The 24,795-nt window shown below is 38.1% G+C and carries 26 protein-coding genes and 1 riboswitch; of the genes, 20 read left to right on the top strand and 6 right to left on the bottom strand.

Annotated elements, in window-relative coordinates; all coding sequences use genetic code 11:
• Positions 1-234 carry a DUF2249 domain-containing protein gene (locus BMMGA3_RS15160; RefSeq protein WP_003346692.1) on the bottom strand — a complete coding sequence of 78 codons (234 nt, stop codon included), beginning with the start codon at positions 232-234 and terminating at the stop codon, positions 1-3.
• A gap of 391 nt (positions 235-625) precedes the next feature.
• On the opposite strand from BMMGA3_RS15160, the gene BMMGA3_RS15155 reads away from it, so the two are divergent.
• The 3 genes from BMMGA3_RS15155 (at position 626) to BMMGA3_RS15145 (ending at position 2,094) form a co-directional block, all read left to right on the top strand.
• Positions 626-859: a DUF2249 domain-containing protein gene (locus BMMGA3_RS15155; protein WP_003346690.1), complete on the top strand. Its 234-nt coding sequence runs from the start codon at positions 626-628 to the stop codon at positions 857-859.
• A 262-nt stretch (positions 860-1,121) separates the two neighbouring features.
• Positions 1,122-1,559, top strand: coding sequence for a VOC family protein (locus BMMGA3_RS15150; protein ID WP_003346689.1), 438 nt, complete (start codon positions 1,122-1,124; stop codon positions 1,557-1,559).
• Between the two features lie 112 nt (positions 1,560-1,671).
• A complete protein-coding gene (locus BMMGA3_RS15145; RefSeq protein ID WP_003346688.1) occupies positions 1,672-2,094 on the top strand; it encodes an SRPBCC family protein in 423 nt (140 codons plus the stop codon).
• Between the two features lie 231 nt (positions 2,095-2,325).
• Here the strand turns inward: BMMGA3_RS15145 and BMMGA3_RS15140 are convergent, their stop codons facing one another.
• A complete protein-coding gene (locus BMMGA3_RS15140) occupies positions 2,326-3,177 on the bottom strand; it encodes an aldo/keto reductase (protein ID WP_003346687.1) in 852 nt (283 codons plus the stop codon).
• A gap of 40 nt (positions 3,178-3,217) precedes the next feature.
• Complete coding sequence (locus tag BMMGA3_RS15135) at positions 3,218-4,381, bottom strand: MFS transporter (RefSeq protein ID WP_003346686.1); 1,164 nt, start codon at positions 4,379-4,381, stop codon at positions 3,218-3,220.
• 194 nt (positions 4,382-4,575) lie between these two features.
• On the opposite strand from BMMGA3_RS15135, the gene BMMGA3_RS15130 reads away from it, so the two are divergent.
• From BMMGA3_RS15130 to BMMGA3_RS18850, 7 genes are all read left to right on the top strand, one after another.
• Positions 4,576-5,493 carry an AraC family transcriptional regulator gene (locus BMMGA3_RS15130; RefSeq protein ID WP_003346684.1) on the top strand — a complete coding sequence of 306 codons (918 nt, stop codon included), beginning with the start codon at positions 4,576-4,578 and terminating at the stop codon, positions 5,491-5,493.
• Positions 5,494-5,702: 209 nt separating this feature from the next.
• Positions 5,703-6,509, top strand: coding sequence for a hypothetical protein (locus BMMGA3_RS15125; RefSeq protein ID WP_003346681.1), 807 nt, complete (start codon positions 5,703-5,705; stop codon positions 6,507-6,509).
• Between the two features lie 232 nt (positions 6,510-6,741).
• Entirely contained in the window at positions 6,742-8,691 is a 1,950-nt protein-coding gene (locus BMMGA3_RS16840; RefSeq protein ID WP_003346679.1) for a SpoIID/LytB domain-containing protein, read from the top strand.
• Positions 8,692-8,695: 4 nt separating this feature from the next.
• Positions 8,696-8,884, top strand: a complete 189-nt coding sequence (locus BMMGA3_RS17620) for an SH3 domain-containing protein (protein WP_081485648.1) — start codon at positions 8,696-8,698, stop codon at positions 8,882-8,884.
• Positions 8,885-9,073: 189 nt separating this feature from the next.
• A riboswitch (cyclic di-GMP riboswitch) is annotated at positions 9,074-9,160 on the top strand.
• 169 nt (positions 9,161-9,329) lie between these two features.
• Complete coding sequence (locus BMMGA3_RS15115) at positions 9,330-9,557, top strand: hypothetical protein (protein ID WP_003346678.1); 228 nt, start codon at positions 9,330-9,332, stop codon at positions 9,555-9,557.
• 226 nt (positions 9,558-9,783) lie between these two features.
• A complete protein-coding gene (locus BMMGA3_RS15110; RefSeq protein ID WP_237712806.1) occupies positions 9,784-10,320 on the top strand; it encodes a MerR family transcriptional regulator in 537 nt (178 codons plus the stop codon).
• A 542-nt stretch (positions 10,321-10,862) separates the two neighbouring features.
• A complete protein-coding gene (locus BMMGA3_RS18850; RefSeq protein WP_412150505.1) occupies positions 10,863-11,603 on the top strand; it encodes an alpha-amylase in 741 nt (246 codons plus the stop codon).
• Positions 11,604-11,777: 174 nt separating this feature from the next.
• On the opposite strand, the gene BMMGA3_RS16835 is transcribed toward BMMGA3_RS18850, so the two are convergent.
• The 3 genes from BMMGA3_RS16835 to BMMGA3_RS15090 form a co-directional block, all read right to left on the bottom strand.
• Positions 11,778-12,968: a glycoside hydrolase family 108 protein gene (locus BMMGA3_RS16835; protein WP_003346672.1), complete on the bottom strand. Its 1,191-nt coding sequence runs from the start codon at positions 12,966-12,968 to the stop codon at positions 11,778-11,780.
• 139 nt (positions 12,969-13,107) lie between these two features.
• Positions 13,108-14,043, bottom strand: coding sequence for a DUF3298 and DUF4163 domain-containing protein (locus BMMGA3_RS15095; protein ID WP_003346670.1), 936 nt, complete (start codon positions 14,041-14,043; stop codon positions 13,108-13,110).
• Between the two features lie 60 nt (positions 14,044-14,103).
• Positions 14,104-14,919 carry a hypothetical protein gene (locus tag BMMGA3_RS15090; RefSeq protein ID WP_259674471.1) on the bottom strand — a complete coding sequence of 272 codons (816 nt, stop codon included), beginning with the start codon at positions 14,917-14,919 and terminating at the stop codon, positions 14,104-14,106.
• 320 nt (positions 14,920-15,239) lie between these two features.
• Between BMMGA3_RS15090 and BMMGA3_RS15085 the strand changes: the two genes are divergently transcribed.
• The 10 genes from BMMGA3_RS15085 (at position 15,240) to BMMGA3_RS15040 (ending at position 24,782) form a co-directional block, all read left to right on the top strand.
• Positions 15,240-15,722 carry a hypothetical protein gene (locus BMMGA3_RS15085; protein WP_003346665.1) on the top strand — a complete coding sequence of 161 codons (483 nt, stop codon included), beginning with the start codon at positions 15,240-15,242 and terminating at the stop codon, positions 15,720-15,722.
• Positions 15,723-15,729: 7 nt separating this feature from the next.
• A complete protein-coding gene (locus BMMGA3_RS15080) occupies positions 15,730-17,430 on the top strand; it encodes a hypothetical protein (protein WP_003346663.1) in 1,701 nt (566 codons plus the stop codon).
• Between the two features lie 14 nt (positions 17,431-17,444).
• Complete coding sequence (locus tag BMMGA3_RS15075; RefSeq protein WP_003346661.1) at positions 17,445-17,639, top strand: hypothetical protein; 195 nt, start codon at positions 17,445-17,447, stop codon at positions 17,637-17,639.
• Entirely contained in the window at positions 17,636-18,187 is a 552-nt protein-coding gene (locus BMMGA3_RS15070) for a hypothetical protein (protein ID WP_003346658.1), read from the top strand. Before BMMGA3_RS15075 ends, BMMGA3_RS15070 begins: the two co-directional genes overlap by 4 nt.
• Positions 18,184-19,746, top strand: coding sequence for an AAA family ATPase (locus tag BMMGA3_RS15065; RefSeq protein ID WP_003346656.1), 1,563 nt, complete (start codon positions 18,184-18,186; stop codon positions 19,744-19,746). Before BMMGA3_RS15070 ends, BMMGA3_RS15065 begins: the two co-directional genes overlap by 4 nt.
• Positions 19,747-19,812: 66 nt before the next feature.
• Positions 19,813-20,784 (top strand): UDP-glucose 4-epimerase GalE, encoded by a 972-nt coding sequence (gene galE / locus BMMGA3_RS15060; RefSeq protein ID WP_003346654.1) that lies wholly within the window; start codon positions 19,813-19,815, stop codon positions 20,782-20,784.
• Between the two features lie 483 nt (positions 20,785-21,267).
• Complete coding sequence (locus tag BMMGA3_RS15055; protein ID WP_003346653.1) at positions 21,268-22,209, top strand: polyisoprenyl-teichoic acid--peptidoglycan teichoic acid transferase TagU; 942 nt, start codon at positions 21,268-21,270, stop codon at positions 22,207-22,209.
• A gap of 279 nt (positions 22,210-22,488) precedes the next feature.
• Complete coding sequence (locus BMMGA3_RS15050; protein WP_003346651.1) at positions 22,489-23,229, top strand: YveK family protein; 741 nt, start codon at positions 22,489-22,491, stop codon at positions 23,227-23,229.
• Positions 23,219-23,920 (top strand): CpsD/CapB family tyrosine-protein kinase, encoded by a 702-nt coding sequence (locus BMMGA3_RS15045; protein WP_003346649.1) that lies wholly within the window; start codon positions 23,219-23,221, stop codon positions 23,918-23,920. The genes BMMGA3_RS15050 and BMMGA3_RS15045 overlap by 11 nt, the downstream gene beginning before the upstream one ends.
• A 91-nt stretch (positions 23,921-24,011) precedes the next feature.
• On the top strand, positions 24,012-24,782 hold the full coding sequence (locus BMMGA3_RS15040) for a tyrosine-protein phosphatase (RefSeq protein WP_003346647.1): 771 nt from the start codon (positions 24,012-24,014) through the stop codon (positions 24,780-24,782).
• The last annotated feature ends 13 nt before the right edge of the window (positions 24,783-24,795 follow it).

Below are 24,795 nucleotides of genomic sequence, written 5' to 3'. Positions count from 1 at the left end.
TCATTCCCCCCGTTTCACAAACGTCACTTTCCAGTGTTTTTTATCGAGCTTTTCAGCTTCATACGTAAAGCCTTTAGCCTTCATCACCGCAAATAGGGGTACGGGCTTAAACGGAGCATGCAAAATAAATGTATCTCCCGCTTCGAGCGGCTGAATAGCATTCATGATTTTTTGAAACGGCTCTAACTTCTTTTGTAAATCTTCGCGAACATCTAATTCGATCATTTTTCCCATTGTCCTCATCTCCTATCAATTTTATGATAGTGAATTTCAATCTCAATTGTTGTGATTTTTATCACAGATTACTACCTATTCTTTAACTTCTAATAATCTTAGTATGTTTCTTATATGGTTAGTGGTTTAATTCTCCTTCTTTTTTTCTGAGCACTGAAAGCAATACAACCTTTTTTTATCATCGCTCACGACACCGTTTAAAAATCCATCTAAGCAAAAAATTTGTTTGCCGCATTCCGAACAAAATCCAATGAACTCCTTCAATTTTCATTCTCCTTTCGAGTATGTTGAGAATTTCGCCACGAGTTGTGATGTATATCACTATAACCAATAAACTGAGATAGTATGATGTAAATATTATAAATATGATAATTTAAAGGAGGCATTTTTTGTGAGCCAATTTGCAGCAAGAATTTACGCACCTGATTATGAACCACGTGATCGACATCCGGCAATTTTCCGCTTATTTGATAGTCTAAAGCCTGGAGAAGTAATGGAACTAACAAATGACCATGATCCTCGTCCTCTTCATTATCAATTTATGATGGAACGGGAAAATCAGTTTACATGGGAGTATTTAGAAGAAGGTCCAGAAATGTGGAGAGTGGCTATTGGGAAGAAATAATAAGAAAGGAGAGATTCCTGCTTAATAGGTGGGAATCTCTTTTTTGTTTAATATATTGTAGACATTTTTGCTCATTATATTTAACAAGTAAAAAATTGTTAGTCTTCAATTAAGTTCTTTGTTGACGAACATATGTTCTTTGTTTTAAAATACAATTATAGGTAATAATGGGAGAGTGATTACTACCACTGACAAGTTCAAATGTAGGTTTAGAAGTTACTCGAGTATTGAAAAAAAATTAGAACTAAGGAGATGTTTCATTATGACATTACAATTGTCCCCCTATTTAATGATGAACGGAAATGCAAAGGAAGCTATCAAATTTTACGAAAAAGTATTGGATGCGAAACTCCTTTTTTACACAACTTTTGGGGAAATGCCAGAAAATCCCGAATTTCCTTTACCAGAAGAAGCAAAGGAACTTGTGGCACACGCATTGTTAAAGGTTGGCGAATCGGACCTTATGTTTTCAGATGTATTCCCAGGTTATACCAGTCAAATTGGGGATCAAGTTACGATCTGTATTACAACTAACGACATCGAAAAATCAAAACAAATTTTTGAATCCTTGCAGCAAGACGGCCAAGTAAAAATGCCGATGCAGGAAACTTCTTTTAGCCCTGCTTATGGGATTGTAACGGACAAATTCGGTGTAACCTTTCAAATTTACACAGAAGGTCAACAAGAGGGTCATCAATAAATTATTATTTTTTTCTAGAATAATAAATAGCCCCATGGATAACCCATTGGGGCTGTTTTAGTGATACTTAATGAGAGAAAAAATAGATACATTGAAAGTGAGTTGGTATCTAATGAAAAACGTTACGAAAATGAAAATATTAAAGCCAGCTAATGAAGTATTTGAGGCATTTATAGACCCTTCAAAAATCGGAAACTTTTGGTTCTCATCGAGTTCTGAAAGATGGGAACAAGGCAAAACGGTTACATTGAGATATGATGAATACGATGCTCAATTGGATATAGAAGTAATGGAAGTTGAGACAAATAAGAAAATAGTGTTCCAGTGGGGGGATGGACATATTGTTACGATTACACTAAAAGAGTTGGATACTTCGAGTACGATTATTGAAGTTACCGAAGAAGGTTTTAATGAAAATGATGATGATTTCATAAATCAATTGATCGGCAATAAAGAAGGATGGGTTTATGTGTTGACCTGTTTAAAGGGCTATTTGGAATATGGTGTTAATTTGAGAGCAGCATTAGTTAAATAACTTTATGATTTAAGAGAGCCATAAGGCTCTTTTTGAAATAGTTTTTACATTGTAGGAATAGGATATAAAGATAACAATAGCTTGGACGGAAGCACTACGGATTGATCGGAAAGCAAAGGACGCTTTCCGTCATTCCGTACGTGTTGCTTCTGTATTAAATGGTCCGATAACCACGGAAACTGACTAATAGTTCCCCGTACTACATTTCGTTGTGTTGTATAAGAATAAGTATTAAATATCTAGTTTACGGGTACTGATCCATTTCACAATTTCAGGGTCGTTATGTGAAAAGAACAAGCTTTTTTTCGTATCTAACGTAGCAATTCTTTCCATATCCTCATGGCTTAATTCAAAGTCAAAGATATTGAAGTTTTCGATGATTCTTTCCTTACGAACAGACTTTGGAATTGCAACGACTCCTCTTTGTGTCAACCATCGCAAAATCACCTGGGCAACGGATTTATTATACTTTTCGGCTATTGATACTAAAATTTCATTCCCGAACATGTTATTTCTTCCTTCAGCAAAAGGTCCCCAGGACTCTATCTGAACATTGTACTCTTTCATAAGTTTAGCACTTTCTATTTGTTGGCAGAAAGGATGCGTTTCAACCTGGTTTACGGCAGGAATTACTTCATTATGAATAATCAAATCCACAAGACGGTCCATCTGGAAGTTACTAACTCCAATTGCCCTGATTTTTCCCTCACGGTATAATTCCTCCATAGCACGCCAAGAACCATATACATCGCCAAATGGCTGATGAATTAAATACAAATCCAAATAATCCAATTGCAGTCTTTCCAGTGATCTTTCGAATGCTTTCTTTGTGCTTTCATAACCGGCATCCTGAACCCAGAGTTTTGTGGTAATAAACAATTCCTCTCTTGGAACACCACTCCGCTTGATTGCTTTGCCGACTGCTTCTTCATTCAGATAAGAGGCAGCGGTATCAATCAGACGATAGCCTGCCATAATAGCGTCATAAACGCATTGTTCACATTCATTTGCATTTTGAATCTGATAAACACCAAAGCCGAGTAAAGGCATCTCAACGCCATTGTTCAAAATTACTTTTTGCATATGAAATCCTCCTGTTTATTAATATAAAGTGTGAAGTCACTCATTTTATTTTGATGTATGTACGGGTAAGCCCTAATGATGCGACAGCGACGAAGAGTGCGACCATGACCGCAGCAGCACCGATCCAACAAATCACCAGTATCGACAAGCTATCCACGGCGATTCCCCCGATACCAGCGCCTGCTGCAAAGCCAAGCTGCACAAATGTGCTGTTCAGACTAAGAATTATACCGGACGCTTCAGGAGCAACTGATAGTAGGTTGAAGTTCTGGGTTGGTCCGAACGCCCAAGCAGCAATCGTCCAAAGCATGAGTAACGAAATGACGACAACTACTGAACCTGAGAGGGCGGACACCAATGCAAGACTGAGAGCTTGTACTAACATGCTTCCAATGAGTGTCTGGGCAGTGCCGAGCCGGTCCGCCAGAAAGCCACCAAGTTTGGACCCGAACAAACTTGCTATTCCCAAAGCGAAGAGAATGACGCTTACTCCCCTTCCACTTATTGATATGGCAGAAGTCAGGAAGGGGGTGATATACGTATTGACCACTGAATAGGCGATAAATACGAACAATGTTACGCCAAGGGCGAATGCGACCTTTGGATTCTTTAACAGGGCGAGTTGCTTGCCTAGAGGAATGGGCTCTTCGTCTTTTGTGTATGGAATCGTTTTTGCAATGGCGAAAATTCCTAACAGAGTAAAAAATCCAATGCCCCAGAAGATCACCTTCCAATCGAATGCTGCAGCGACGACGCGTCCGATGGGAACACCGAGAACAAGGGAGGAACTGAAGCCCAATGAGATGTTGGACATCGCTCCAGCCTGTCGTCCAGGAAGCGCCAGATTCGCAGCAGTAGCATAGGCAGTGACGACGAAAATGCCTGTTCCTACTCCGAGTACAATGCGCGAAACCATCAGGAAGTCAAATCCCGGTAGCGCAAGAGTTGAAACAATTCCGAGCAATATGATGACAAGAGCCAGTAGTAATTGATTACGCCTATCCATTTTCGAAGTAGCCATCATGAAAACTGGTGTACCAATTGCGTTGGCGAGTGCGAATACTGTGATAAGCTGTCCAGCCACCGATACCGAGACACCTACAGAATCAGCTACTTTGTCCAGAATGCCAACGATAACGAATTGTGACGTACCAACCAAGAAGCTGATAAGGGTTAGCATGTAGATTTTCCAAGTGTTATTCATGGTGGTCTATCTACTCCTTATCTATAAAAATAAAGTTGTGACAAAAACTTGGGCATCCTTATTATGCAATATATGAAAAACCGACTGGTATCACATTCGTCTCAAATGATTGCCTAATCCTCTCACAATACTTATGCAACAGGCGAAAGTGCATTAGAATGGAACTAGCAACATAAAGAAACAAGGGGGTTCATATGTCTGAACAAATCTATAAACAGCAGGTTGAGCTTGTCAAACTTATTGAGCGTCACACAGGTCGGGACGGTTCTCACGCGACTGCTATTCCGTCTTTATTTTTTTCTCGTTACTCTAATGTTACCGGACCAAATTACGGAGTTCACAAGCCTTCCTTATGCATAGTCGTTCAAGGTATGAAGGAAGTATTGCTGGGACAGGAGCGCTTTAGGTACGGACCTGCAGATTATCTTGTTGCATCCGTTAACTTGCCAATTACCGGACAAGTCACTGAAGCCTCTTCCGAAGTTCCTTATTTGGCTCTCAAACTTGAATTTACGCCAAGTCAAATCTTAGAGGTTTTGCGTGATTCTCAAATTGGAGTTGACCAGAAAGAAAATGCTAAGCGAGGTATGTATGTCAGCCAAATAGAGCTATCTCTGTTGGACGCTGTATCCAGATTAGTTCATTTGCTAGACAATCCAAAGGATATTCCGGTACTTGCTCCTCTTGTCACGAAGGAAATCATTTATCGAGTTCTGCAAGGACAACATGGAGTTGCGCTGGGGCAAATTGCAATAAAAGGAAGCTCTGCCTATCAAATCAGTGACGTTATCGAATATATCATGAAAAACTATGATAGGTCTTTTAAGATTGAGGAGCTTGCGGAAATAGCGAATATGAGTGTTTCTTCGCTTCATAGACACTTTAAAGAGGTAACAGCTATGAGTCCTATTAGGTTTCAAAAACAATTGAGACTGCAGGAAGCCCGTCGCATCTTACTATCCGAGTCAACAGATGCCGCTGATGTGGCATTCCGGGTAGGATACGAAAGTCCATCACAATTCAGCCGTGAATATTCCCGCATGTTTGGTTTGCCGCCTAAAGAAGATATAAAGCGCCTGAGGGAGAATTATGACCAAACGATAAACGCATGAATTCCATGCCTAATGGAGTGTTCCACCAACATATTAATGATATAGGAGTTGGAAAACACTATTACCTTTAAACTAGCCGTCACCATGTCCTTTTGCCTTCTTTCTCTATATATAACAAGTGGAAAGAAGTTGGGGCAGAAAACCAAGTGTTGATTAACAATCTGATAAATTTGTAATAGTATGCCCCAAAAAGAAAGGGGCATTTTTTTATGCGGTCGGGGAGAATTGAAGATTTTAAAGAACTATCGCAGTTTTATGATATAAAGGATTTCAATAATCATTTTGAACAGTGGATGACAGATTTAAAGGATCAGTTTACGAAAAGTGAAACAATCGCATTAAAGAGGCTTGTTCGCTTTTCTGCAAAGATTCCTGGGGTTTGCAACGCAAAGATTCAAACGATTGTATCTGCTACCCATAAACATTCTGAAAAGGGTGGGATTAGCCGTTCAACTTTTGAACGTATGTTAAGGAAAGCGAAGAGGTTCGGCATTATTCATATCATTCATACTCAGTCCAAAAATGGCAGACAAGGTCACAGCGTTTATGTTTTTCAAAAATATCCAACAAAGCAAGAAACGCAGCCTATTTTAAATGAAGCAGCGGAAGCAGTATCAATTGACGCACCTAATAAGAAACCATCAAAGATTAAAACTATCAATCTAAAAAATGAACGTATGATAGCGCTAAACTCTTCATTCGTTAGTAATAAAATCCCTTCTGCATTTACGAATCTTGTAAAATGCTTTTTCGATGATGCTGAGAAGATAGAGGAATTTTACAAGGTTGTTCAAGTAAGTACTCGATGCCTTTCTTATTACACAGAAGAGGACAAGCTTGAATTGGCAGTAAAAGCATTTAAGCAATTAGTTCGGAACATAAAACTCAAGAAGACAAAGATTAATAACGTTTTCGGTTATTATTGGGGGATTTGCAACAAAATGCTGGATGAGGAGTATTATGAAATTCTTCATTCTATGGTTGACACACGAAATTTCTCAAACACTTTTGCTTAAACATAAATTCATTTATTAATCAAAAAATTGGGGCCAGGCCCTTTACAATTATCCAAAGGAAAAATTTACAAATATCAATCTGCTTATTTACACTTTAAACAAAGCAAAACCCTGTCGATATAATAGAAGGACATTCATAGAGACTATCAATTTGGTAATAGTAGTTAATTGATATATATTTTTGGATAAGTTACTATTATTTTCATAAATTTTACAAGAAAGGGGTTAATAAGTGATAAAACTGCAGAGAGGAATGTTGTGGGCTCTAGTGATGGTTCTTACCCTGGCATTTTTGCCGGGTGTACCTGTAAAGGCGGCAGAAGAGCCGGTTATTCGGGTAAAACTAAAAAACTATCTTGGCAATAAATCCCAGATTACGATTATACCCGATGTTACCTACACAACGAATCTAGCAAACAAAAAACTGGAAGCCAATCAGACGTATACTCTGAAAGTCAGCGGCAGCAATATTGTTGTACTAAAAGGTTCGAACGAAGTTGGCAAAGCCTCACAGGTTGAAGCCAAACCAATGAAGGGGAACGGTCCTCTTTCGATTAATGGCCGAAAATATTTAGGTAGTTTCACTTTTACGATCGAAAGCGGGAAGTACGTTCGGCCCATTAACGCGATCGGACTTGAAGAATACTTAAAAGGGGTCGTGCCTTCCGAAATGCCGGCTTTATGGCATATAGAAGCGCTAAAGGCACAGGCAGTTGCGGCACGGACATATGCAATGGGATACATAGGCAAAATCGTTGACGATACGCAAAGCTACCAGGTATACGGCGGTTACGCATGGCACGAAAAATCAACGAAAGCAGTTGAAGCGACCGAGGGCCAAGTGATCACTTATGGAGGAACACCGATCGGTGCCGGTGCTGTCTTCTCGTCAAGCAATGGAGGAAAGACTGAGTCAAACACGAATGCATGGGGAACTGCAGCCCTGCCATATTTGACGATCAAAGACGATCCGTTTGATCCGCAATCCGAGTGGAGCTTCAGCATTAAAAAGAAACAAATTGACATTGCTAAGTTGGATCTTACAAACGCAGACGAATGGTGGGCTGCTATAAAAGAAGCCGAACAATCAAAGGTTCTGACCAATATGAAAGCCTGGCTGCGAGCGAATGGGTATGCAAACAAAGATATTAAAATTACAGCTGTTCCTGCTTTATCCCTTCATAGTAAAACCTCTGGAGGAAGGGTGAGCAAAGGAAGCATTGCGATCGAATTTTTAATCAGGGAACAAGGAAAAGCGTTGGCACGACGTCTTGAATTGGTCAACGTACCTGCTTCGAAAATCAGGGCGATCGTTGGTCCTAGTTTAATGAAAAGCTATTTCGTAGACACTGTTGATACTGCGGCTAATACGATTAAAGTATCCGGAAAGGGATACGGACATGGTGTTGGACTAAGCCAGTATGGAGCCAAAAATGCAGCTGAAGCTGGTAAAACCTATAAAGACATTCTTACTTTCTATTACGAAAAAACGAGCGTGGCAACACTGTACAAATCAGCACCTGAGCAACCTGAACCAGTCGAGCCGGCACCAGTGCCAACACCGGCACCTGCGAAAGATATGAGGGCACCAGTTATTAAAGATGTAAAGACATCTTACGATTCAAAAACCAAGCAGGTAAAACTTAGCTTTGTTATTAATGAAAAAGCGAAAGTGACTGTGTATGTCAAAGATCAAAACGGCAAGATTTTAACTTACCTTGTCAATGGTTCTCAAAAGCAGGCAGGTCTGCATTCGACGGTATGGAGTGTATCCAACATAAAAAATGAGAAATACACATTTGCTATCATCGCGGTGGATAGCAGCAACAACCGCAGTTCAACAGCCGTTCCATTTACATTAACAAAGTCTGTTCCAAAGGATACAACGGCACCTGTTATTAAAAATACAAAAACCTCTTTTGACTCAAAGACAAACAAAATATTCCTTCGATATGAGATTAATGAGGCCGCTAAGGTGGCTGTCTATGTAAAAGATTCGAAAGGAAAAATCCTGACCTACCTTGCCAAAAACGCCCAAAAACAAGCCGGGGTCCAATGGGCATCCTTGAATGCTTCTAAAATAAGCAGCGGAAAATATACATTTGTTATTACAGTAACGGATGCAAGCAATAACAAACGTTCAGCTGAGGCTTCTTATACTCTAACAAAACCAAACAGGTAAGAAAATGACAGGAACGGTAAATACCGCTGCATTAATTGTCCGTTCCACACCATCGAACTCTGGGAAAATACTTGGATCTTTAAAGAAAAACCAGACTGTAATGGTTCTTCGGAAAACGGGATCCTGGTACGAAATCCAATATGGCAAAGGAAAAGGCTACGTATACGCACAGTACATCTCCAATGTGCGATAACGGAAAAGACCGCTATGCGGTCTTTTTTATTGATTTTCAAGTTACTAAATTCGTATAGTCGTTCCTTTCTTAATTGTAATCAGAGTGGCTCAAATCCTAGGTCCAAATATGTAAAAAAAGTAAAATATTTGTTAAAAAGGGGCGAATATTGTTGAAATAATAATGATATAGTTTTAGTATAAAAGTAACAAATGTTAAGGGCAAACTTATCGAAAGATAGGGACGCAAAGCCACGAGTCTAAGGCACTTTGGTGCTATGATAGTCGGGTTGCCAAAAAGATCGGATTATTTTTTAATATGTTAAAGGATGTTTCTTTTAACATATTTGTCCGCCAATCTTTTTGGCGGACTTTTTTAATGTAGATCTAAAAAGGAATGTAGAAATAAGTAAGGAAAGTAGAAAAAAGAATATCATAAGATCAGACACGGAAAGGATAAGATCCCAATGACTGTTCTATTTGGTACGGTAGAGTTTTTTGAAAGAGAAATGCTAGATTATGCAAAAAAGAAGCAGTTTGCGAAAAATTCTATAATGGAAAAATATTCAAGTTTAAAGCATGAATTGCTGTATGATTTTGTTTGCGATGAAAAGTTAAGAATAGAATGTTTGCAAAACCTTTCCATAGCATATCAGAAGCTTTTAGAACATGATTATGAATATCAAATTGTGTGATTTTTGCAACAAAGCAAATCCTTTCTTTTTTTCCTACCAAAAACCAAAAAGTAATATATAAAGCTCTCCGACATCGATTTCCCTTGAACTCGTATAAGTTTGCTTTAAACAGTTCCTTATCAGAAATGGCAATACACTTACAAGAGCACGAATATAATGTCTAGAAAGGAAGATTGATAAATTTACTATGCTTTCAAAAAAAGAACTGTGTTACATAGAAGATAATTTGGGTAGACAATCTTTAAAATCGATAGCAAAAAAACTGGGACGACAGCCTAAGTCTCTCGAAATTACCTTAATAAGAAAAAGGGGGACATCCAACACAAAAGCCAGTACGGGGATGGTTACAGCGGGAGAATTGGCGAAAACATTGCAAATTGACCGAAATACAGTTCTCGGCTGGATCAATCGGCACGGATTGCCTTTTAGACAAAGAGTAACAAGATATAAAAAGAAATTTACATTTATTGATATCGAAGAGTTTTGGAAATGGGCTTATGAAAATAAGGATAGAATCGATTTTTCAAAATTGGCTTTTAATTCCCTTCCTCCAGAGCCTGATTGGGTAAAGGAAGAGAGAAAACAAAAAAAGAATGTGCGAAATTACAGAAACTGGACAACCCAGGAAGAAAAACAATTAATAGAATTAGCTGCAAGCGGAAAAACTTTTCAAGAAATAGCTAGTATCTTAAATAGAACAACGCTTTCAGTAGAGAAAAAATATTACCGATTAAAACGTATAAATGGCATTAAAGATGACTGAACTTTACTTTTTTATTATTTTAATCCTAATCATTCGCATACGTTTTCTTCTTTCTTATCTTTCGCACCCGGATATTGTTAGGCATCCCTTGAAGCAACTCCCACCTTTCTAACTCTACTGTACAATAAGAGGGATCATCTTTTTTTTGCTCAATTTACCACGATAACTTGGCAGCCTCTTCATAAGGTGAAGGATACCCTCATCCTTCACTTTATGAAGAGGTTATTTTCTTTTACCCACAAACAATTTACTCAAACGCTAGTAGATAAGGGGGTTACTCTCTCTGTGTCATGATCAAGAGAATGTTATGAGCCTTCGCTCCAATTTTGAATAGATTTCAGATATATAATTTCAAATTTTCTGTATTTTCTATCAAAAAAGGAAGGAGTATCTTTCCTTCCCCGAGAATACCTTATTACGAGGAGGGGAGAGAGATTAAAAAATCTAAGCTTTTTCATTCCGTATTGTTGTTAGCCGCTGTCAGTATCTTCACGATCATGCCGTTCACTGGGAAAGCTTATGCGAGTGGGTATGACAGCTACATGCCTGACACAACAAAAATATTAAAGTTTGCCCATTCGGAAGGATCTAGTACTCAGGAGTTTAGCTATGTCAAAGACGGGAAGTACATATGGAAAGGCATTTACTCGTATGACCATGACCAGCATTTCACAAAGTATTACAAAGAGAACAAATCTGGTCTTATAATTGGAAACCTTGATAATGAAAAATTCTCTTTCTTGCATCTAGCATATCCAGTCAGAGTAGGAACAACTTGGTCGCATACGGATGATAAGGGGAAGAAAATTATTTGTAAAATTACTTCCGTAACAAAAACTATAAAAATAAGAGCAGGGACATTCAAAAATGTCGTGGAAGTAAAAGAAAGTAATGGTGCGTATAGTTACTATGCAAAACATGTTGGTTTGATTAAGTCTTATCGGCCTAACGCGACATTTGATCCTGATTTTGTAGAATTAGTTTCCATTAAGACTAAAATCACTGTCATGTGGAGAAATTCGGAATTAAAGAAAGGACAGATAGGAAGAATCACAGTTCAGAAGCCTATTAATTTGTGGAAGCGAGACAAAGATCAGCGGCTACAGTTTGTAAGAATCTTAAAGCCGGGCGAGCAATATCGTGTATACACGTTTGATAACCTATATGGCGGACGATATGGATTAGGCGGAGGATACTTTGTGACGAAGATGCCTAAGCATGTAAAATATGAAACTCCTTCGAAAAAGCTGCTGGATAAGGTGAAAGTGCTTTATCTGAATTAACGATGAGTCCAAATATTGACGGTTATTTTAGTGGATATAATATGGAATGAAAAAGGAGAGCGGGGTTCCTGAAATATATCGGGAATATGCTCTCCTTTTATTGGTTTGATATATTGAGATTCATTTTTTCGAATGGTTCCGCTTAATCGTGCGGAATGATATAGAAAACAACAATTAATTGATGATTCTCTTAATATAATTTTCTAATTTATTGTCTCGATTAAGCCATCCTTCTAAATATTTTCGTTGTTTTGGATCCTGCTTGACACGCTCATAACGGAATGCTTTGTTATAGCTAATAATTTTAAGGGCTAATTCGTTATGTTTTGATTTTGGCACCGCAGCAAACGCTTTTTCAGTCGCAGGCCCCCACACTCCATCTGCGGTAATGTTTAGCGCTTTTTGTAAATGCTTAATGGCGCCGCCGGCTTTCTTAGCATCTCCATGAAGACCTAAATTTACTGCTGTATCAAACATAACGATTGCTAGTGCTCTATCCATACGATGGGCATTAGAAGGCTTCCAATAAAGTAAATAATATGCTTCCTTTGCTTCTTCAAAAGTAATATATTTTACGTTCTTTGATTTTTTACCTTTTAAAGCTAAATAACGATTATATGTGTCTTGGGTGATACCTAAATTTGTTGGACCACCGTAATCACTTGGATCATTTACATATCCCCCTTCAACTCCAAGGGTAAACGCAAGTGCTTCAGCGAAAATATCCTTTTCACTAAAATTTCCGGTTGGAGGTTTAGATGCAGACTCGCTTCCATTCAACATAATCCACTTTGCACCAAGCCAAGTGTTAATTTTATACCAATCTTCTATAACAGTTACAGTTTGTGGGGCAATGGATGCATTTAGTTTTTTTCCTTCTGGTGAATCGTATAGCGATGTTGTTTGATTGACGGTTAATAGAATGACCGCGTTGGATGGATGAATCCATTTTTCTCCAATCCAAGTATTAATTTTAAACCAACCATTGCTTTCTTCTAAAACGTTTACTGTTTGCGGAGCTAAAGCTTGATTCTTTTTCCCGTTTGGTTGATCATATAAGTCTGTTATTTCCGTCAGTTTAATTTGAACTTTTCTTTCTGTTAGATGAATCCATTTTTCTCCCAACCATGTTTTAATTTTTACCCAGTTACTAATCACGTTAACCGTTTGTGGAGCAACTTTAGCTGATAAAGGCTTACTTGTCGGACTATCGTACAATGTTATTGTTTCAACTAATTGTAATTGATTTGTATTTGTGTAGTAGTTTTCTGCTGCTTTAACGTCGGATGGGGTAAAAGGGAAAACTAAAGTAAATAATAAAAGAAAGCTAGTTATAAAAACTATTAACTTATATTTCCTAAACAAAAACAACACTCCTTAAATTGTAAATTTTTTGCTTTAATTCAAAAAGGAGAGCCACGCTCTCCTTTTTATTCTTTGACAGTTGCTACGTTTCTGCTCTAAAGCGTTAATGCACAATAGGGGCCTGGCCCCTACTTAATACCTATTTAAATACAGAATATGGAACTTTGACTTCAGGCATTCCCGCTGCATATGCGGCCACTTCATATTCGAAAAATTTGATGACAATACCATTCGAAGTGAAATAGAATGGGCGTTCGTTGTTAATCTTCATATCATGTAAGTATTCTTTGAATATCATTTCCCCGCGGTTTGCGCGGTTAGTTAAATCGGTAATCGCGTATTTTTTAATCTTATTCAAAGCTGTCTGGGATTTTGCGACATTGCCCAGTTTTAATTGCTGTCCTGTTAATACATTAAAGTTGTAGGATGTTACGGAGGTCAATCCATGAACACCGCCTGTATACGAGTAATCGTATATTAAAATGCTTAGCAGATTATTTTCATTGTATTTAATTTCATATGACATACTGTAATCATAGTCATACCAAAATTCATAATCAGTATCTGGATCGTAGTAATTTTCGCGGTCTTCTTTCTCCTGCTCTTCCAATTCAATCATAGCATTGTAAGATGCGCGGACATGTTTTTTAATTGTTTCATTGATTTTATCTTGAGCAGATTTGCTGATTAAGCCTGTCACTTGAGGATAATCAAAGGTATTTTGATAACGATGTTTTGTAATTTTTACCCCTAATGCTTGTATTTTTTCTTTTGATGGAGTTTGATATTTGATTCGATTGTCACGGTCAATAAATTTTCCGCCGCCAAGTCCTAGTTTTCCAGGAAGAAATTGATAAATACGGTACACTTCACCCGGTTTTAATTTTTTTAAAATAGTCTTTTCCGTACCGTTCAGTTGATAAAGCTCTGTCTGTTTTAAGATGGTTACTTTACCGATTTGCCCTTTCTTTAATTCCATGCCGTCCCATATAACTTTTGCTGATGCTTCATGAGGAAAGAAACTGCTAAACATCAGCGCAAAGCAGACGGCTGCACCGAAAATCCATTTTTTCATCGTCATACCTCCTTTTTTTCTTAAATCCCAACGAAATGGGATTAGTTACAAAACTCCTTTTTAGTACACTTTGTATAACTCATATAGTCTTTTCCCGCTTTTATCTACAGAAAGTACAAGTCCGGTACCTTCAGCAAAATAAAAGACATAACCAAAAGAACTTTTGATCTCAATAACATTTTTAAATGTACCTGCATGTGTTTTTACATCTTTTGATAAAGACGTGACTGTAAACTTTTCTACAGGATCACCTTCGTATACGAAATATTCCCATTTTTTGTTAACTGTTAAAGGAAAAGGAATTTTTAATATGATTTCTGAGTTTTGAGGTCCAAAAGCCATATTCTTTTGATCTTCTTTATAAGCATAATATTCCTTTTCTCCGTTTTCTCTCGAAACTGTCCAAAGGTCCCATCTATTATTATCTGTTCCTGTGTAGTTCCAAGTATCTTTCACATGGTCAGTATAATCGTAATAGACATAAGTCTTTTTAGGATTTAGCTTTAATCCTTTAGTAACTACTCTTAATTTTGATAACATTTGCTTTGATGGAGTTTGGTACTTGACTGCTGAAGTTTTCTTTATGTATCGATTTCCGCCTACCCCATATAGATTATTCTTAAAAGTATATACACCTATTTCCTGTCCTTTTTTTGCTCTTGCTGCAACTATTAAATTTCCATTTTTACCTTTTGAATAGATGTTTGTATTTTGTAGAATGATAAGCTTGCCAATCATTCCTTTCTTTAAATACATCTTTCCCCATTTCACTTGGTTAATAGTTGAAGCATTCACCGTCGTATTGATGGGGGCTGATACAACGAACAATGCTAGTATGAGTGCTATTACTCTAGCTGCCTTCTTCATATTGATCATCCTCCCTTTTTATGTGAAAAATAGTTGCCTGAAAATTTTACCATAAATTTCACTTTTAAACCTACAAAAATTTTTCGACAATATTTTTTCTAGAAAAAGGTAGTTTGTTGGATCTAATTGTAGAAAAATGTAAGATTTTTTGTAAAATGAATTCCAAATGCTAATGTATTATAGTAAAATTTCCATATCTAATAATATATTAATAAATATTACCATATAGTAATTTATTAGGAGGTGAAATAGGCATTTCCGGTGAATGTCTGCCCAAATGACACTTTGGATCGCAGAAGCTTTGTTTTCACACTAAGAGGAGGAAAAAAATGCGACGGCCGATTATTCATACGAATGTGAACCAAAAGGTAGATTTGAGCGTAACTCCTTCACAAGTTTCCCGTACAACTGTAGAGTTAACTGGTCTGGCATTAGAAAAGCGTTTACGGCAAAAACGTTCGGAAGCCTATGTAAATGCTATAACAAAGCTGGATGCAGGCGGGGTAACTTGCAGTCATGCTCAGATTGAAGAGCTGAAACAAGCAATACAAAGCGAATTTCCTGAATTAACACCTTACCAATACCCAATCGGGATCATTGCGAAGTGTTATTTAGGAAATCCATATGAGGTTCATACGTTAGATGTGAAATTGGATATTGTCCAGCATTATAAAAGAGGCGAGGCTCTCCCGCCGCAAATGGATCGCGCGAGAAGTATAGCGCTGCATCCTGGTTATGCGTTTATCGAAGTATATAGTGATACACTGCGGGCTGTTACAAAAAACGGTGATGTTGCAGTAATTCAGGGGTGAAGAAAATATGTCATCAGAACGAATTATCCATCATGCTGATTTAAGCAGAATTGAAGCAAGTCTACGTTCATTAGAAAATGGAGTAGCCTACGTATCCGATCAAGTCAATGCAGTACATAGTGAAGTGATTGATACAAGAGCCAATTTAGATGCTCTTATCCGGGAATTTCATGAATTTGTTCGAAAAGATCAATTAGAAAAAAATGTCCAGCTGGCTGAAACGAGAATTGTAAAGGTTCGTCAAGAACTTGAAACGAAATTTGGGCATTACGCGGAAATACGACGTCGTGTAACGGGAATACTTCAAGCAGTTGACGTAAGCCTTGTAAAGAAAGAAACGATTGAGAACACAACGGAAGAGCATATGTTAGCTGCTCCCCACTACTGGTTAGCTCCGTGTTTAATTGCGCTTTCCGCTTGGCTGAACGATAATAAAGAATTGGCTGAAAAAGCAATGCTCGAGGCTCTTCGCCGTGATGATGAAAAAACGTCCTTATTCTTTGCATTAGTAACTCGTCGCGGAGCCAGATACAAAGCAAGCAGAGAATGGCTTGAACGCTATTTTGGCTTGCAAGATCCACATAGCTTGGAAAGAGAGATTGTTATTTTAATAGATGGTTATACAAATGGAATCTTCGGTCCGGATGCCCGGATGAAATGCGGAAAGCAAATCGAGTCTTGGATAGAGGAGTTATCTCAGAAAGTTGGTTTTGTGGAAGAGCAGCATCATCAATGGAAGGTTGCGCTGGAGTCGAAATTGCAAAAACTAAACGATCAGTCGTATCCGTATTTGAAAGAATATAGCCCAACATGGCCGAAATTAGAGGAGAGTCTTGAAGGGGCAAAACTTCATAAAATTATTTACGACTATTTTAATGATATTTTTGCAAGAGAGATTACGCTGGAAAAAAGCATTGCCTATGCGGTAGATGCTTTACTTGACACGCTCGTTTCGAAATTTGATGATGAAGAGCTTCCTCTTCGCAGAGATGAGAGACTATTATCATTAATTATTCAAGAAAATGGAGATCGCGATCGAGCACAAAAGCTGTTTGAAGAAGAGAAAACACTAGAGGAACGAGTTTCCTTTACGCAGCTTTTAACAAACTTTGCCATGCATCCGGAGGTTTCAAACGCTTCACTGGCAACACAAAAGTTTTCAATTGCGTTATCAAAAGATTGGATTAAAAGTGCTCATGATGATATAACTGCTGAAAACCGTGCGGGTGTTCCTGTTGATGTAGAACTGGCAATCGATCAATGGACGGGAGTCACACAGGATGGATCCAATGAACAAGAATTAATTCAATCACTTGAAAGTCATTTTGAAGAACGGAAAGAACAGGCCATCAAACAAGTGAAGCTAACATTGAAGCATTGGGCTTCTTTAGCAGGCGGTATTTTATTTACGCTTATGGGCTTTGGTGCGCCATTCCTATTTGTATTTGCTATCTTTTGCTTTGTCTACTTCTATTTAGGGAAAAAGAATCTTCAAAAAAGAAAAGATCAAATCATTCAAGAATTTGCAAACTTATCCGAGCAGTGCAAGCAAATATTACGTGCATCCTTGGCGGAATTGGTTGATTGGAGAAAAGAGTATGCACAAGAGGATGAGAATGCAGCTCTCGTTACAAATCTATTAGAATCCATTACTCCTGAGCAATATACATTCTCAAGCTATGATACAGCACGATCCGTTGTGAACTAAGGAGGAGAATAACGATGAGTCATCCGGAAAACCAAGCGGGTCTATTAAATCGAAATAAATCAAAAGAAAATAAAGAAAGTGCCTTTTTAAAAGTCCTTGAAGAAGTTGAAAAAGAAACAACAAACAATGCGCTTGCGACACAATTTCCTGAATGGGATTTAAAGCCGCCGGCTACGCTTGTAAAAAGAAGGAGTACGAAATTGTTATGAGCATACCGACTACTTATGCCGAGTGGGTTGATTGCTTTGATCAATTAAAAGAGGGAACGAAGGATGAAGAGACAATTCGATTCATGGAACAAGGGAGTATCGAATGGACGACAGGTGTTGCGGAGCGGCTTACGCAGCGCCTTTATGAAACAATCGATTTCCGTCTTCGTCAAATAGCCGATCAGCTTCAGAAAGAACTAAACCATTGGAATGGGGATGAAACAGCTCTAGTAAAAGCGATATTATCGGCACGCAAGCGTTTAGCCGTTTTAAAACGTGTTGCACTTTTGCCTGCTTTTCCTGAACAAGTAAGAGAGTCGATGTATAATATTCTGCAAGAATATGCGAAAAGCACACAGCAATCCCTGGAGGATAGCTCAAAAACAGATCGAACAGGGCGTCTACGAATGCTTATAAAAAATAATCCGATCACACATTTCGATCAAGTTGAAAATGTATTTGGTTCTTCTATCAGCACATCTCAAACAGATGAAAACACCACTATAAAGGGACCAAAATCTACAAGAAGAAGGGTTATATTGCCATGAATGATTTAAAAAGCTGTTTAAGTACGTTAGAGAGATATTTAAAAGCAAGAATTCCTTTTATTTCGATTCGAACTTCCGAACGTTCAAGAGCTTTGGATGTTGCAGGACAGATTGCACATAAGCTTTCAATTCCAGTGTTTTTTCATACGATTTCTCAAGGGACGAGAGATATTATTTCAAACCGCCTTGTCAATGATGATCGCTCCATTATGGGGGGACTTGATTTTGCAAGCCAAAAAATTAGTCAACAACAAAATTTAACGTTTATTTTCACAGAGGTCCAAGATATTGAGGACGATACACCGACGGCGAGACAATTTCAAGATCTCGCAATGATGGCAACAGAAACAGGCGGTAGTATTATTGTTATAACTAATAAACCTGTTTGGGGGCCTCTACAGCGCCTCGGAATGTCGATTACGCTTGCTCCGCCGAATGAAGACGAAATGTTAATGATTATCCGGGATCAAATTTCACCATATCGCGGAGAAATCCCGATTGAGTGGGGTGAAGAGGAAGAAAAACAGGCTGCTGCCATCTTGGCCGGAATCAGCCAAATTGAAGCAGAAAACGTAATTGCTACACTTTTAGCAAATGGATCCATTAAAAATGAAGACTTAAAAGAGCTTATGCACGCGAAGGATCGTATTTTTGCTGATATTTCAGGGATTGAGAGAGTTCAAATTCGTGAAGATTATCAAGTGGGCGGTTTAGAAGGTTTGAAGCGCTGGCTGGATGCCAATGAAAAGCTGTTAACGGCAGACTTGCGCGATCGCGGGATTCGCCCTCCAAGAGGTATTTTATTAGTTGGTGTTCCTGGATGTGGAAAATCCTTATCTGCAAAAGCGATTGCTGCTCAATGGAATCTGCCATTGTACCGGCTTGATCTTTCTACGATTCACGGCCAATATTTAGGCCAAAGTGAAGCAAGATTAAAGGAAGCTTTAGCCACTGCTGATCATGTTGCACCTTGCGTACTTTGGATTGATGAAATCGAAAAAGGATTAGCGGGTGCTGTTGGAGGCGGAGATGGCGGTACGTCCACGCGTATGGTCGGTCAATTTTTATATTGGCTCCAAGAAAGCCCAGCACGTGTTTTTGTTGTTGCAACAGCGAATGATGTGTCAAAGCTTCCACCGGAGCTTCTGCGAAGAGGGCGTTTTGACGAGTTGTTCTTTGTCGATTTACCGACACCGAAAGAACGTGAAGAAATTATTCGTATTTATATCAACAAAGGCTTGAAACGAGATGTGAGTCCAAGTCTTCTCGAAAAGCTAGTACGTCTGTCTGATGGATTCGCCGGTGCTGATATTGAAGCTGCCGTTAGGGATGTTGTCAAACAAGCAGTTGTAAAAGGTGACGATTCCATTACGGACCAAACCTTTATTAAGTATTTTGAAAATGTTGTTCCTCTTTCGCAAACAAGTCCTGAGCAAATCGAACAAATTCGGGCATGGGGCCGTGAGCGGGCGGTTCCTGCCGGGAAGCCATTTGATGATACTTCGGTTGACAATGAACAATATCCAAGAAAGAAAGGACCGAGAACCGTACTTGTTTAGGTCTTTTGAAGGGGTCTGGCCCCAACTAAAGTAGGGGCCAGACCCCTACTTTTAAGGGGGATTTGTATGATTTTAGTCGTTGGCGGTGCCGGTTATATCGGCAGTCATTTAGTGAAAGAATTAGTTAAAAAAGAGCAAGTAATCGTGCTTGATAACTTATCGACTGGTCATCGATATTTAGTCGATGAGCGTGCGGTGTTTGTTCAAGGCGACTTAGGTAATCGAGCGGATCTTGATGCGATTTTTGAAAAATACCCGATTAAGGCCGTCATGCATTTTGCGGCGAACAGCTTAGTTGGCGAATCGGTGATTAAACCACTCAAATATTATCAAAACAATGTTGCAGGGACGTTAACATTGTTAGAAACGATGCTGAAATATAATGTAAAAAACTTTATTTTCTCATCAACAGCAGCAACATATGGGATTCCGAATGTTGAAATGATTACAGAAGATTGCCCAACAAATCCAATTAATCCAGACGGACGTTCAAAATTAATGGTTGAGCAAATTTTAGCGGATTTTGCTGCGGCGTATAGTCTTAACTATGTCGTGCTTCGTTATTTCAACGCGGCTGGAGCGCATGAGTCGGCGGAGATTGGCGAAAACCATAACCCGGAAACTCATTTGATTCCGATTGTTTTACAGCACTTGTTAGGCCAGCGCGAGAAAATTTCTGTCTTTGGTACGGATTATGATACACCGGACGGCACATGCATTCGTGACTACATCCATGTTACCGACCTTTCGCGGGCGCATATATTTGCTTTAGAAGCACTGCTTGACGGCAAAAAGAAAACCGCGATCTACAACCTCGGCAACGGCTTAGGCTATTCCGTTAAAGAAGTAATTGAAACGTGCGAAAGAGTTACAGGCCGTAAAGCCGTTATCGAATACACCGACCGCCGCCCGGGTGACCCGGCCCGCCTTGTCGCATCATCGCAAAAAATTTATGAAGAACTTGGCTGGAAAGCGGAATATTCACTTGAAGACATTATCGCAAGCGCATGGAAATGGCATAGTCGAAATGTTAAGTAAACCTGAAAGCCTCTTGCTGAACAAGTTTCAGTGGGAGGCTGAATTTTTTTAAAGATATGCGAGAAAACATATTTCATTTTATTAATCAAATGTTTGATTAAATATTAGTTAGGAATGAGAGTAGTTATACAAGAAATAATACTAGAGGAATGAATTAAAATCTTTAATAACGAATTGAAAAGAGCCTGGAAAAACTCCTTCAGAATTAACCGATACAGAATACAAGTATTTTAGAATCTCACGACGGTAGAACTCCAATTGTTGCCTAGCAAATTAAGTATGAGAGGGATAAACGGCCTTTTCCTTTCCTATTATTTTATGTCTTAGTTTACTTGACTTCAAGACAATCCATACATTTTGTGAAATGAATAGTGCGAATTTCGTAGAATATTGTAAAAAATTGTTTGTTCAGATTCAAAAATATCTGTTATGCTTAAGATTGTTTAGATTTATTTTTTTGCAAAGCTTGGGAGGTTGCCCAAAATGAGAGTTGAAAAGAGAAAGAAAAAGAAAAAGAAAAAGAGAACCTGGCTTCGCATTACAGGGGCCGTTCTCTTATTATTGATATTCGGAGCAGGAGCCTATGGATACTCGGTCTATAAATCGTTCACAAATGCAGTAGAAGCGATGCATCATCCAATTGACCGGAAAACATCTGAAAAGCGCAAGGAACAGGTTGCATTAGAGAAAAAGCAGCCATTCTCCGTTCTCATGTTAGGAGTCGATGAACGGAAAGGAGACCGGGGACGGTCAGATACAATAATTGTTTTAACAGTAAATCCTAATAAAAACTCAGTAAAAATGTTAAGCATCCCGCGCGACACCCGCACTGAGATTGTCGGAAAAGGAACAGAAGATAAAATTAATCACGCTTACGCGTTTGGCGGGGTTGAAATGTCAATAGCGACAGTCGAAAACTTCCTGGACATTCCAATCGATTACTATATGCAGATTAATATGGAAGGTTTTAAAGATATCTTAGATGCTGTCGGTGGAGTAACCGTTAATAATGACTTGGACTTTACGTATGAAGGAGTCCATTTTCCGAAAGGAGAAATTACCTTAAACGGTGAAAAGGCTTTAAAGTTTTCGCGGATGAGATATGATGATCCAAGGGGAGACTATGGCCGACAATTAAGGCAGCGCGAGATCATTCAAGCAGTGATTAAAGAAGGTGCAAGTTTGTCGACGTTAACCAACTATGATGAGATTTTTAAGGCGCTGGGCAGCAATGTAAAAACAAACTTAACCTTTGATGAAATGGTTCAAATTCAAAAGAATTATAAAACTGCAGGCAATCATATTGAACAAATGACGATTAAGGGCAATGGAACAAGAATAAATGGCGTTTTTTATTTAATTGTCAGCGACAAAGAAAAACAAAGAGTCCAAAGTGAATTGAAAAAACATTTAGAGTTGAATTAAGAGGCTGTCTCATAAGGGTCTGACCCTTATGAGACAGCCTTTTCTATTGAGTTCTTGATCGTTGTTTTTAACTTCCGTCATGATCTTCGTAATGTTATCCAAAGAATCTTCTATTCTTACTATTTCATTGTCTTTGGTTCAAAAAGAATCATTTCGGCTTTTTCATCAATTAGTTCTTGTAAAGATTATATTAAAATTATGACAAGAGAAACAAGAATTGACAACATAATATGATATAATATGACATAGTTTTTTCATCTGAATGTTAGGGAGGACACAATGGAAGAGACAATAAGTTTAAGAGAATTATTTATGACACTAAGGAAGAGGCTAAGTTTAATCTTAATTGTCACTTTAATGTCAGTCATGGTTAGTGGAGTTGTCAGTTATTTTTTCCTAACTCCGATTTACGAGGCGTCTACACAACTCCTAGTTAACCAAGCAAAAAACGAACAGGCTTTATACAATTACAATGAAGTACAAACAAACTTGCAATTAATTAATACTTATAATGTGATCATAAAGAGTCCTGCAATATTGGATTTAGTAATTAAAGAGCTTCATTTGGACATGACTACCGAAGAACTCAATGAAAAGATAAATGTCCAAAGTGAAAAGGATTCACAGGTAGTTAATATTTCCGTACAAGATCCTGATCCTTATCAGGCTGCTAAAATTGCAAACAAAACGGCTGAAGTCTTTAAAAGAGAAATCGTTAAGATTATGAATGTAGATAACGTAAGCATTCTTGCAAAAGCTACTGTTACAGATAATCAAGCTCCTGTTAAACCAAAACCATTATTAAATATTGCCATTGCGCTAGTTGTCGGTTTGATGACAGGTGTTGGATTAGCATTTTTACTAGAATATCTGGATAACACAATAAAAACAGAACAGGATATTGAAAAATTATTGGAACTTCCAGTGCTTGGCGTCATTGCGACAATTGATGAGCAAAATGATTCAAGTATAAGATCGGAACGGAAGGCGAGATATAGAGGTGAGACAGTTGGTTCTTAAAAATAAGAAAAAAGCTCTTTTACAACATAAACGCAAATTAATTACAAAACTAAATCCTAAGTCGCCTATTTCGGAACAATATAGAACCATCCGAACGAACATCCAGTTTTCTTCTATTGATAAAGAAATCCGCTCATTAATAGTTACGTCTCCTGGACCTGGAGAGGGAAAAACGACTACAATTGCAAACCTGGCTGTTGTCTTTGCTCAACAGGGAAAAACCGTTCTCTTGATCGATGCAGATATGCGGAAACCAACTGTCCACTATACCTTTAATTTAATGAATACCATTGGTCTGACAAATGTATTAACAAGACAAATGGATTTGATGGAAGCTGTTGTTCAAACAGATGAAAAAAAACTTTATGTTTTACCGAGCGGCCCAATCCCTCCAAACCCGGCAGAATTATTAGGATCAAAAGCAATGGATGAGTTTTTAGAAAGAGTATATGAGGAATTTGATGTTGTTCTGTTTGATACACCACCTATTTTAGCAGTGACAGACGCGCAAATTATGGCAAATCGTTGTGACGGGACAATCCTCGTCGTTTCAAGCGGAAAGACAGAGATTGAACAAGCAATAAAGGCAAAAGAGATGCTGCAGGCTGCAAATGCCAGAATTCTGGGTGTAGTATTAAATAATAAAAAAGTAAAAGGCAACCAATATTACTATTATTACGGCGGGAAATAATTTGGATTCGACAAAATTTTCCCATTTACAAATCCTGTGAGTATGTTACTATTAAAAGGAAAATAAATGGGAAATATGTGGGGTGATTGTAATGATTGATATACATTGTCATATTTTGCCTGGAATTGATGATGGGGCAAGAAATTTAGAAGACAGTATTCAAATGGCGAAAGCTGCTGTTAAAGAAGGGATTCAGACAATCATTGCAACACCTCATCATAACAACGGATATTATAAAAATACGAAACAAAGAATTTTAGAAAAAGTAGAAGAACTAAACCTTTCCTTAATGAAACAATCTATCCCGCTTCATGTGTTGCCCGGCCAAGAACCGAGAATATATGGAGAGATCTTGGAAGATTATAACCAGGATCAAATCTTAACTTTATGTAATAAAGGGAAGTATCTATTTATAGAGCTTCCTTTTAATCATTTACCCCGATATACAGAACAATTGCTGTTCGATATTCAAATGCAAGGTTTGACACCTATTATCGTTCATCCGGAACGAAATCAAGAGATCATCGAACAACCGGACCTATTATACAACCTCGTGAAAAAGGGAGCCTTAACCCAAGTAACCGCTTCTAGTATTACAGGCCACTTCGGGAAAAATATTAAAAAGTTTTCAATGCAATTAATAGAAGCTAACTTAACCCACTTTATCGCTTCAGATGCTCATAATATCTCGAATCGAACATTTAAGATAAACGAAGCATTAGATGAAATTGAAAAAAAATACGGAGTAGACATGGTGTACTTGTTTATAGAAAATGCTGAACTTCTAGTGCAAGGGAATGCCGTCTATATAGAAAAGCCAAAAAGAGTAAAAACGAAAAAGTTTTTAGGGATTTTTAAATAAGTTTATTTTTGTC

Source organism: Bacillus methanolicus MGA3 (genome assembly GCF_000724485.1).
Classification (GTDB): Bacteria; Bacillota; Bacilli; order Bacillales; family Cytobacillaceae; genus Bacillus_Z; species Bacillus_Z methanolicus_A.
Note: the sequence above shows the minus strand (reverse complement) of the source record. Positions and strands in the feature narration are given on the sequence as shown.

What these genes read in the sequence shown, in the direction of transcription:
- BMMGA3_RS15160 (WP_003346692.1), bottom strand. Translation starts at nt 234, where the DNA reads ATGGGAAAAATGATCGAATTAGATGTTCGCGAAGATTTACAAAAGAAG.
- BMMGA3_RS15150 (WP_003346689.1), top strand. Translation starts at nt 1,122, where the DNA reads ATGACATTACAATTGTCCCCCTATTTAATGATGAACGGAAATGCAAAG.
- BMMGA3_RS15145 (WP_003346688.1), top strand. Translation starts at nt 1,672, where the DNA reads ATGAAAAACGTTACGAAAATGAAAATATTAAAGCCAGCTAATGAAGTA.
- BMMGA3_RS15140 (WP_003346687.1), bottom strand. Translation starts at nt 3,177, where the DNA reads ATGCAAAAAGTAATTTTGAACAATGGCGTTGAGATGCCTTTACTCGGC.
- BMMGA3_RS15135 (WP_003346686.1), bottom strand. Translation starts at nt 4,381, where the DNA reads ATGAATAACACTTGGAAAATCTACATGCTAACCCTTATCAGCTTCTTG.
- BMMGA3_RS15130 (WP_003346684.1), top strand. Translation starts at nt 4,576, where the DNA reads ATGTCTGAACAAATCTATAAACAGCAGGTTGAGCTTGTCAAACTTATT.
- BMMGA3_RS15125 (WP_003346681.1), top strand. Translation starts at nt 5,703, where the DNA reads ATGCGGTCGGGGAGAATTGAAGATTTTAAAGAACTATCGCAGTTTTAT.
- BMMGA3_RS17620 (WP_081485648.1), top strand. Translation starts at nt 8,696, where the DNA reads ATGACAGGAACGGTAAATACCGCTGCATTAATTGTCCGTTCCACACCA.
- BMMGA3_RS15115 (WP_003346678.1), top strand. Translation starts at nt 9,330, where the DNA reads ATGACTGTTCTATTTGGTACGGTAGAGTTTTTTGAAAGAGAAATGCTA.
- BMMGA3_RS18850 (WP_412150505.1), top strand. Translation starts at nt 10,863, where the DNA reads ATGCCTGACACAACAAAAATATTAAAGTTTGCCCATTCGGAAGGATCT.
- BMMGA3_RS15095 (WP_003346670.1), bottom strand. Translation starts at nt 14,043, where the DNA reads ATGAAAAAATGGATTTTCGGTGCAGCCGTCTGCTTTGCGCTGATGTTT.
- BMMGA3_RS15090 (WP_259674471.1), bottom strand. Translation starts at nt 14,919, where the DNA reads ATGATCAATATGAAGAAGGCAGCTAGAGTAATAGCACTCATACTAGCA.
- BMMGA3_RS15085 (WP_003346665.1), top strand. Translation starts at nt 15,240, where the DNA reads ATGCGACGGCCGATTATTCATACGAATGTGAACCAAAAGGTAGATTTG.
- BMMGA3_RS15080 (WP_003346663.1), top strand. Translation starts at nt 15,730, where the DNA reads ATGTCATCAGAACGAATTATCCATCATGCTGATTTAAGCAGAATTGAA.
- BMMGA3_RS15075 (WP_003346661.1), top strand. Translation starts at nt 17,445, where the DNA reads ATGAGTCATCCGGAAAACCAAGCGGGTCTATTAAATCGAAATAAATCA.
- BMMGA3_RS15070 (WP_003346658.1), top strand. Translation starts at nt 17,636, where the DNA reads ATGAGCATACCGACTACTTATGCCGAGTGGGTTGATTGCTTTGATCAA.
- BMMGA3_RS15065 (WP_003346656.1), top strand. Translation starts at nt 18,184, where the DNA reads ATGAATGATTTAAAAAGCTGTTTAAGTACGTTAGAGAGATATTTAAAA.
- galE (WP_003346654.1), top strand. Translation starts at nt 19,813, where the DNA reads ATGATTTTAGTCGTTGGCGGTGCCGGTTATATCGGCAGTCATTTAGTG.
- BMMGA3_RS15055 (WP_003346653.1), top strand. Translation starts at nt 21,268, where the DNA reads ATGAGAGTTGAAAAGAGAAAGAAAAAGAAAAAGAAAAAGAGAACCTGG.
- BMMGA3_RS15050 (WP_003346651.1), top strand. Translation starts at nt 22,489, where the DNA reads ATGGAAGAGACAATAAGTTTAAGAGAATTATTTATGACACTAAGGAAG.
- BMMGA3_RS15040 (WP_003346647.1), top strand. Translation starts at nt 24,012, where the DNA reads ATGATTGATATACATTGTCATATTTTGCCTGGAATTGATGATGGGGCA.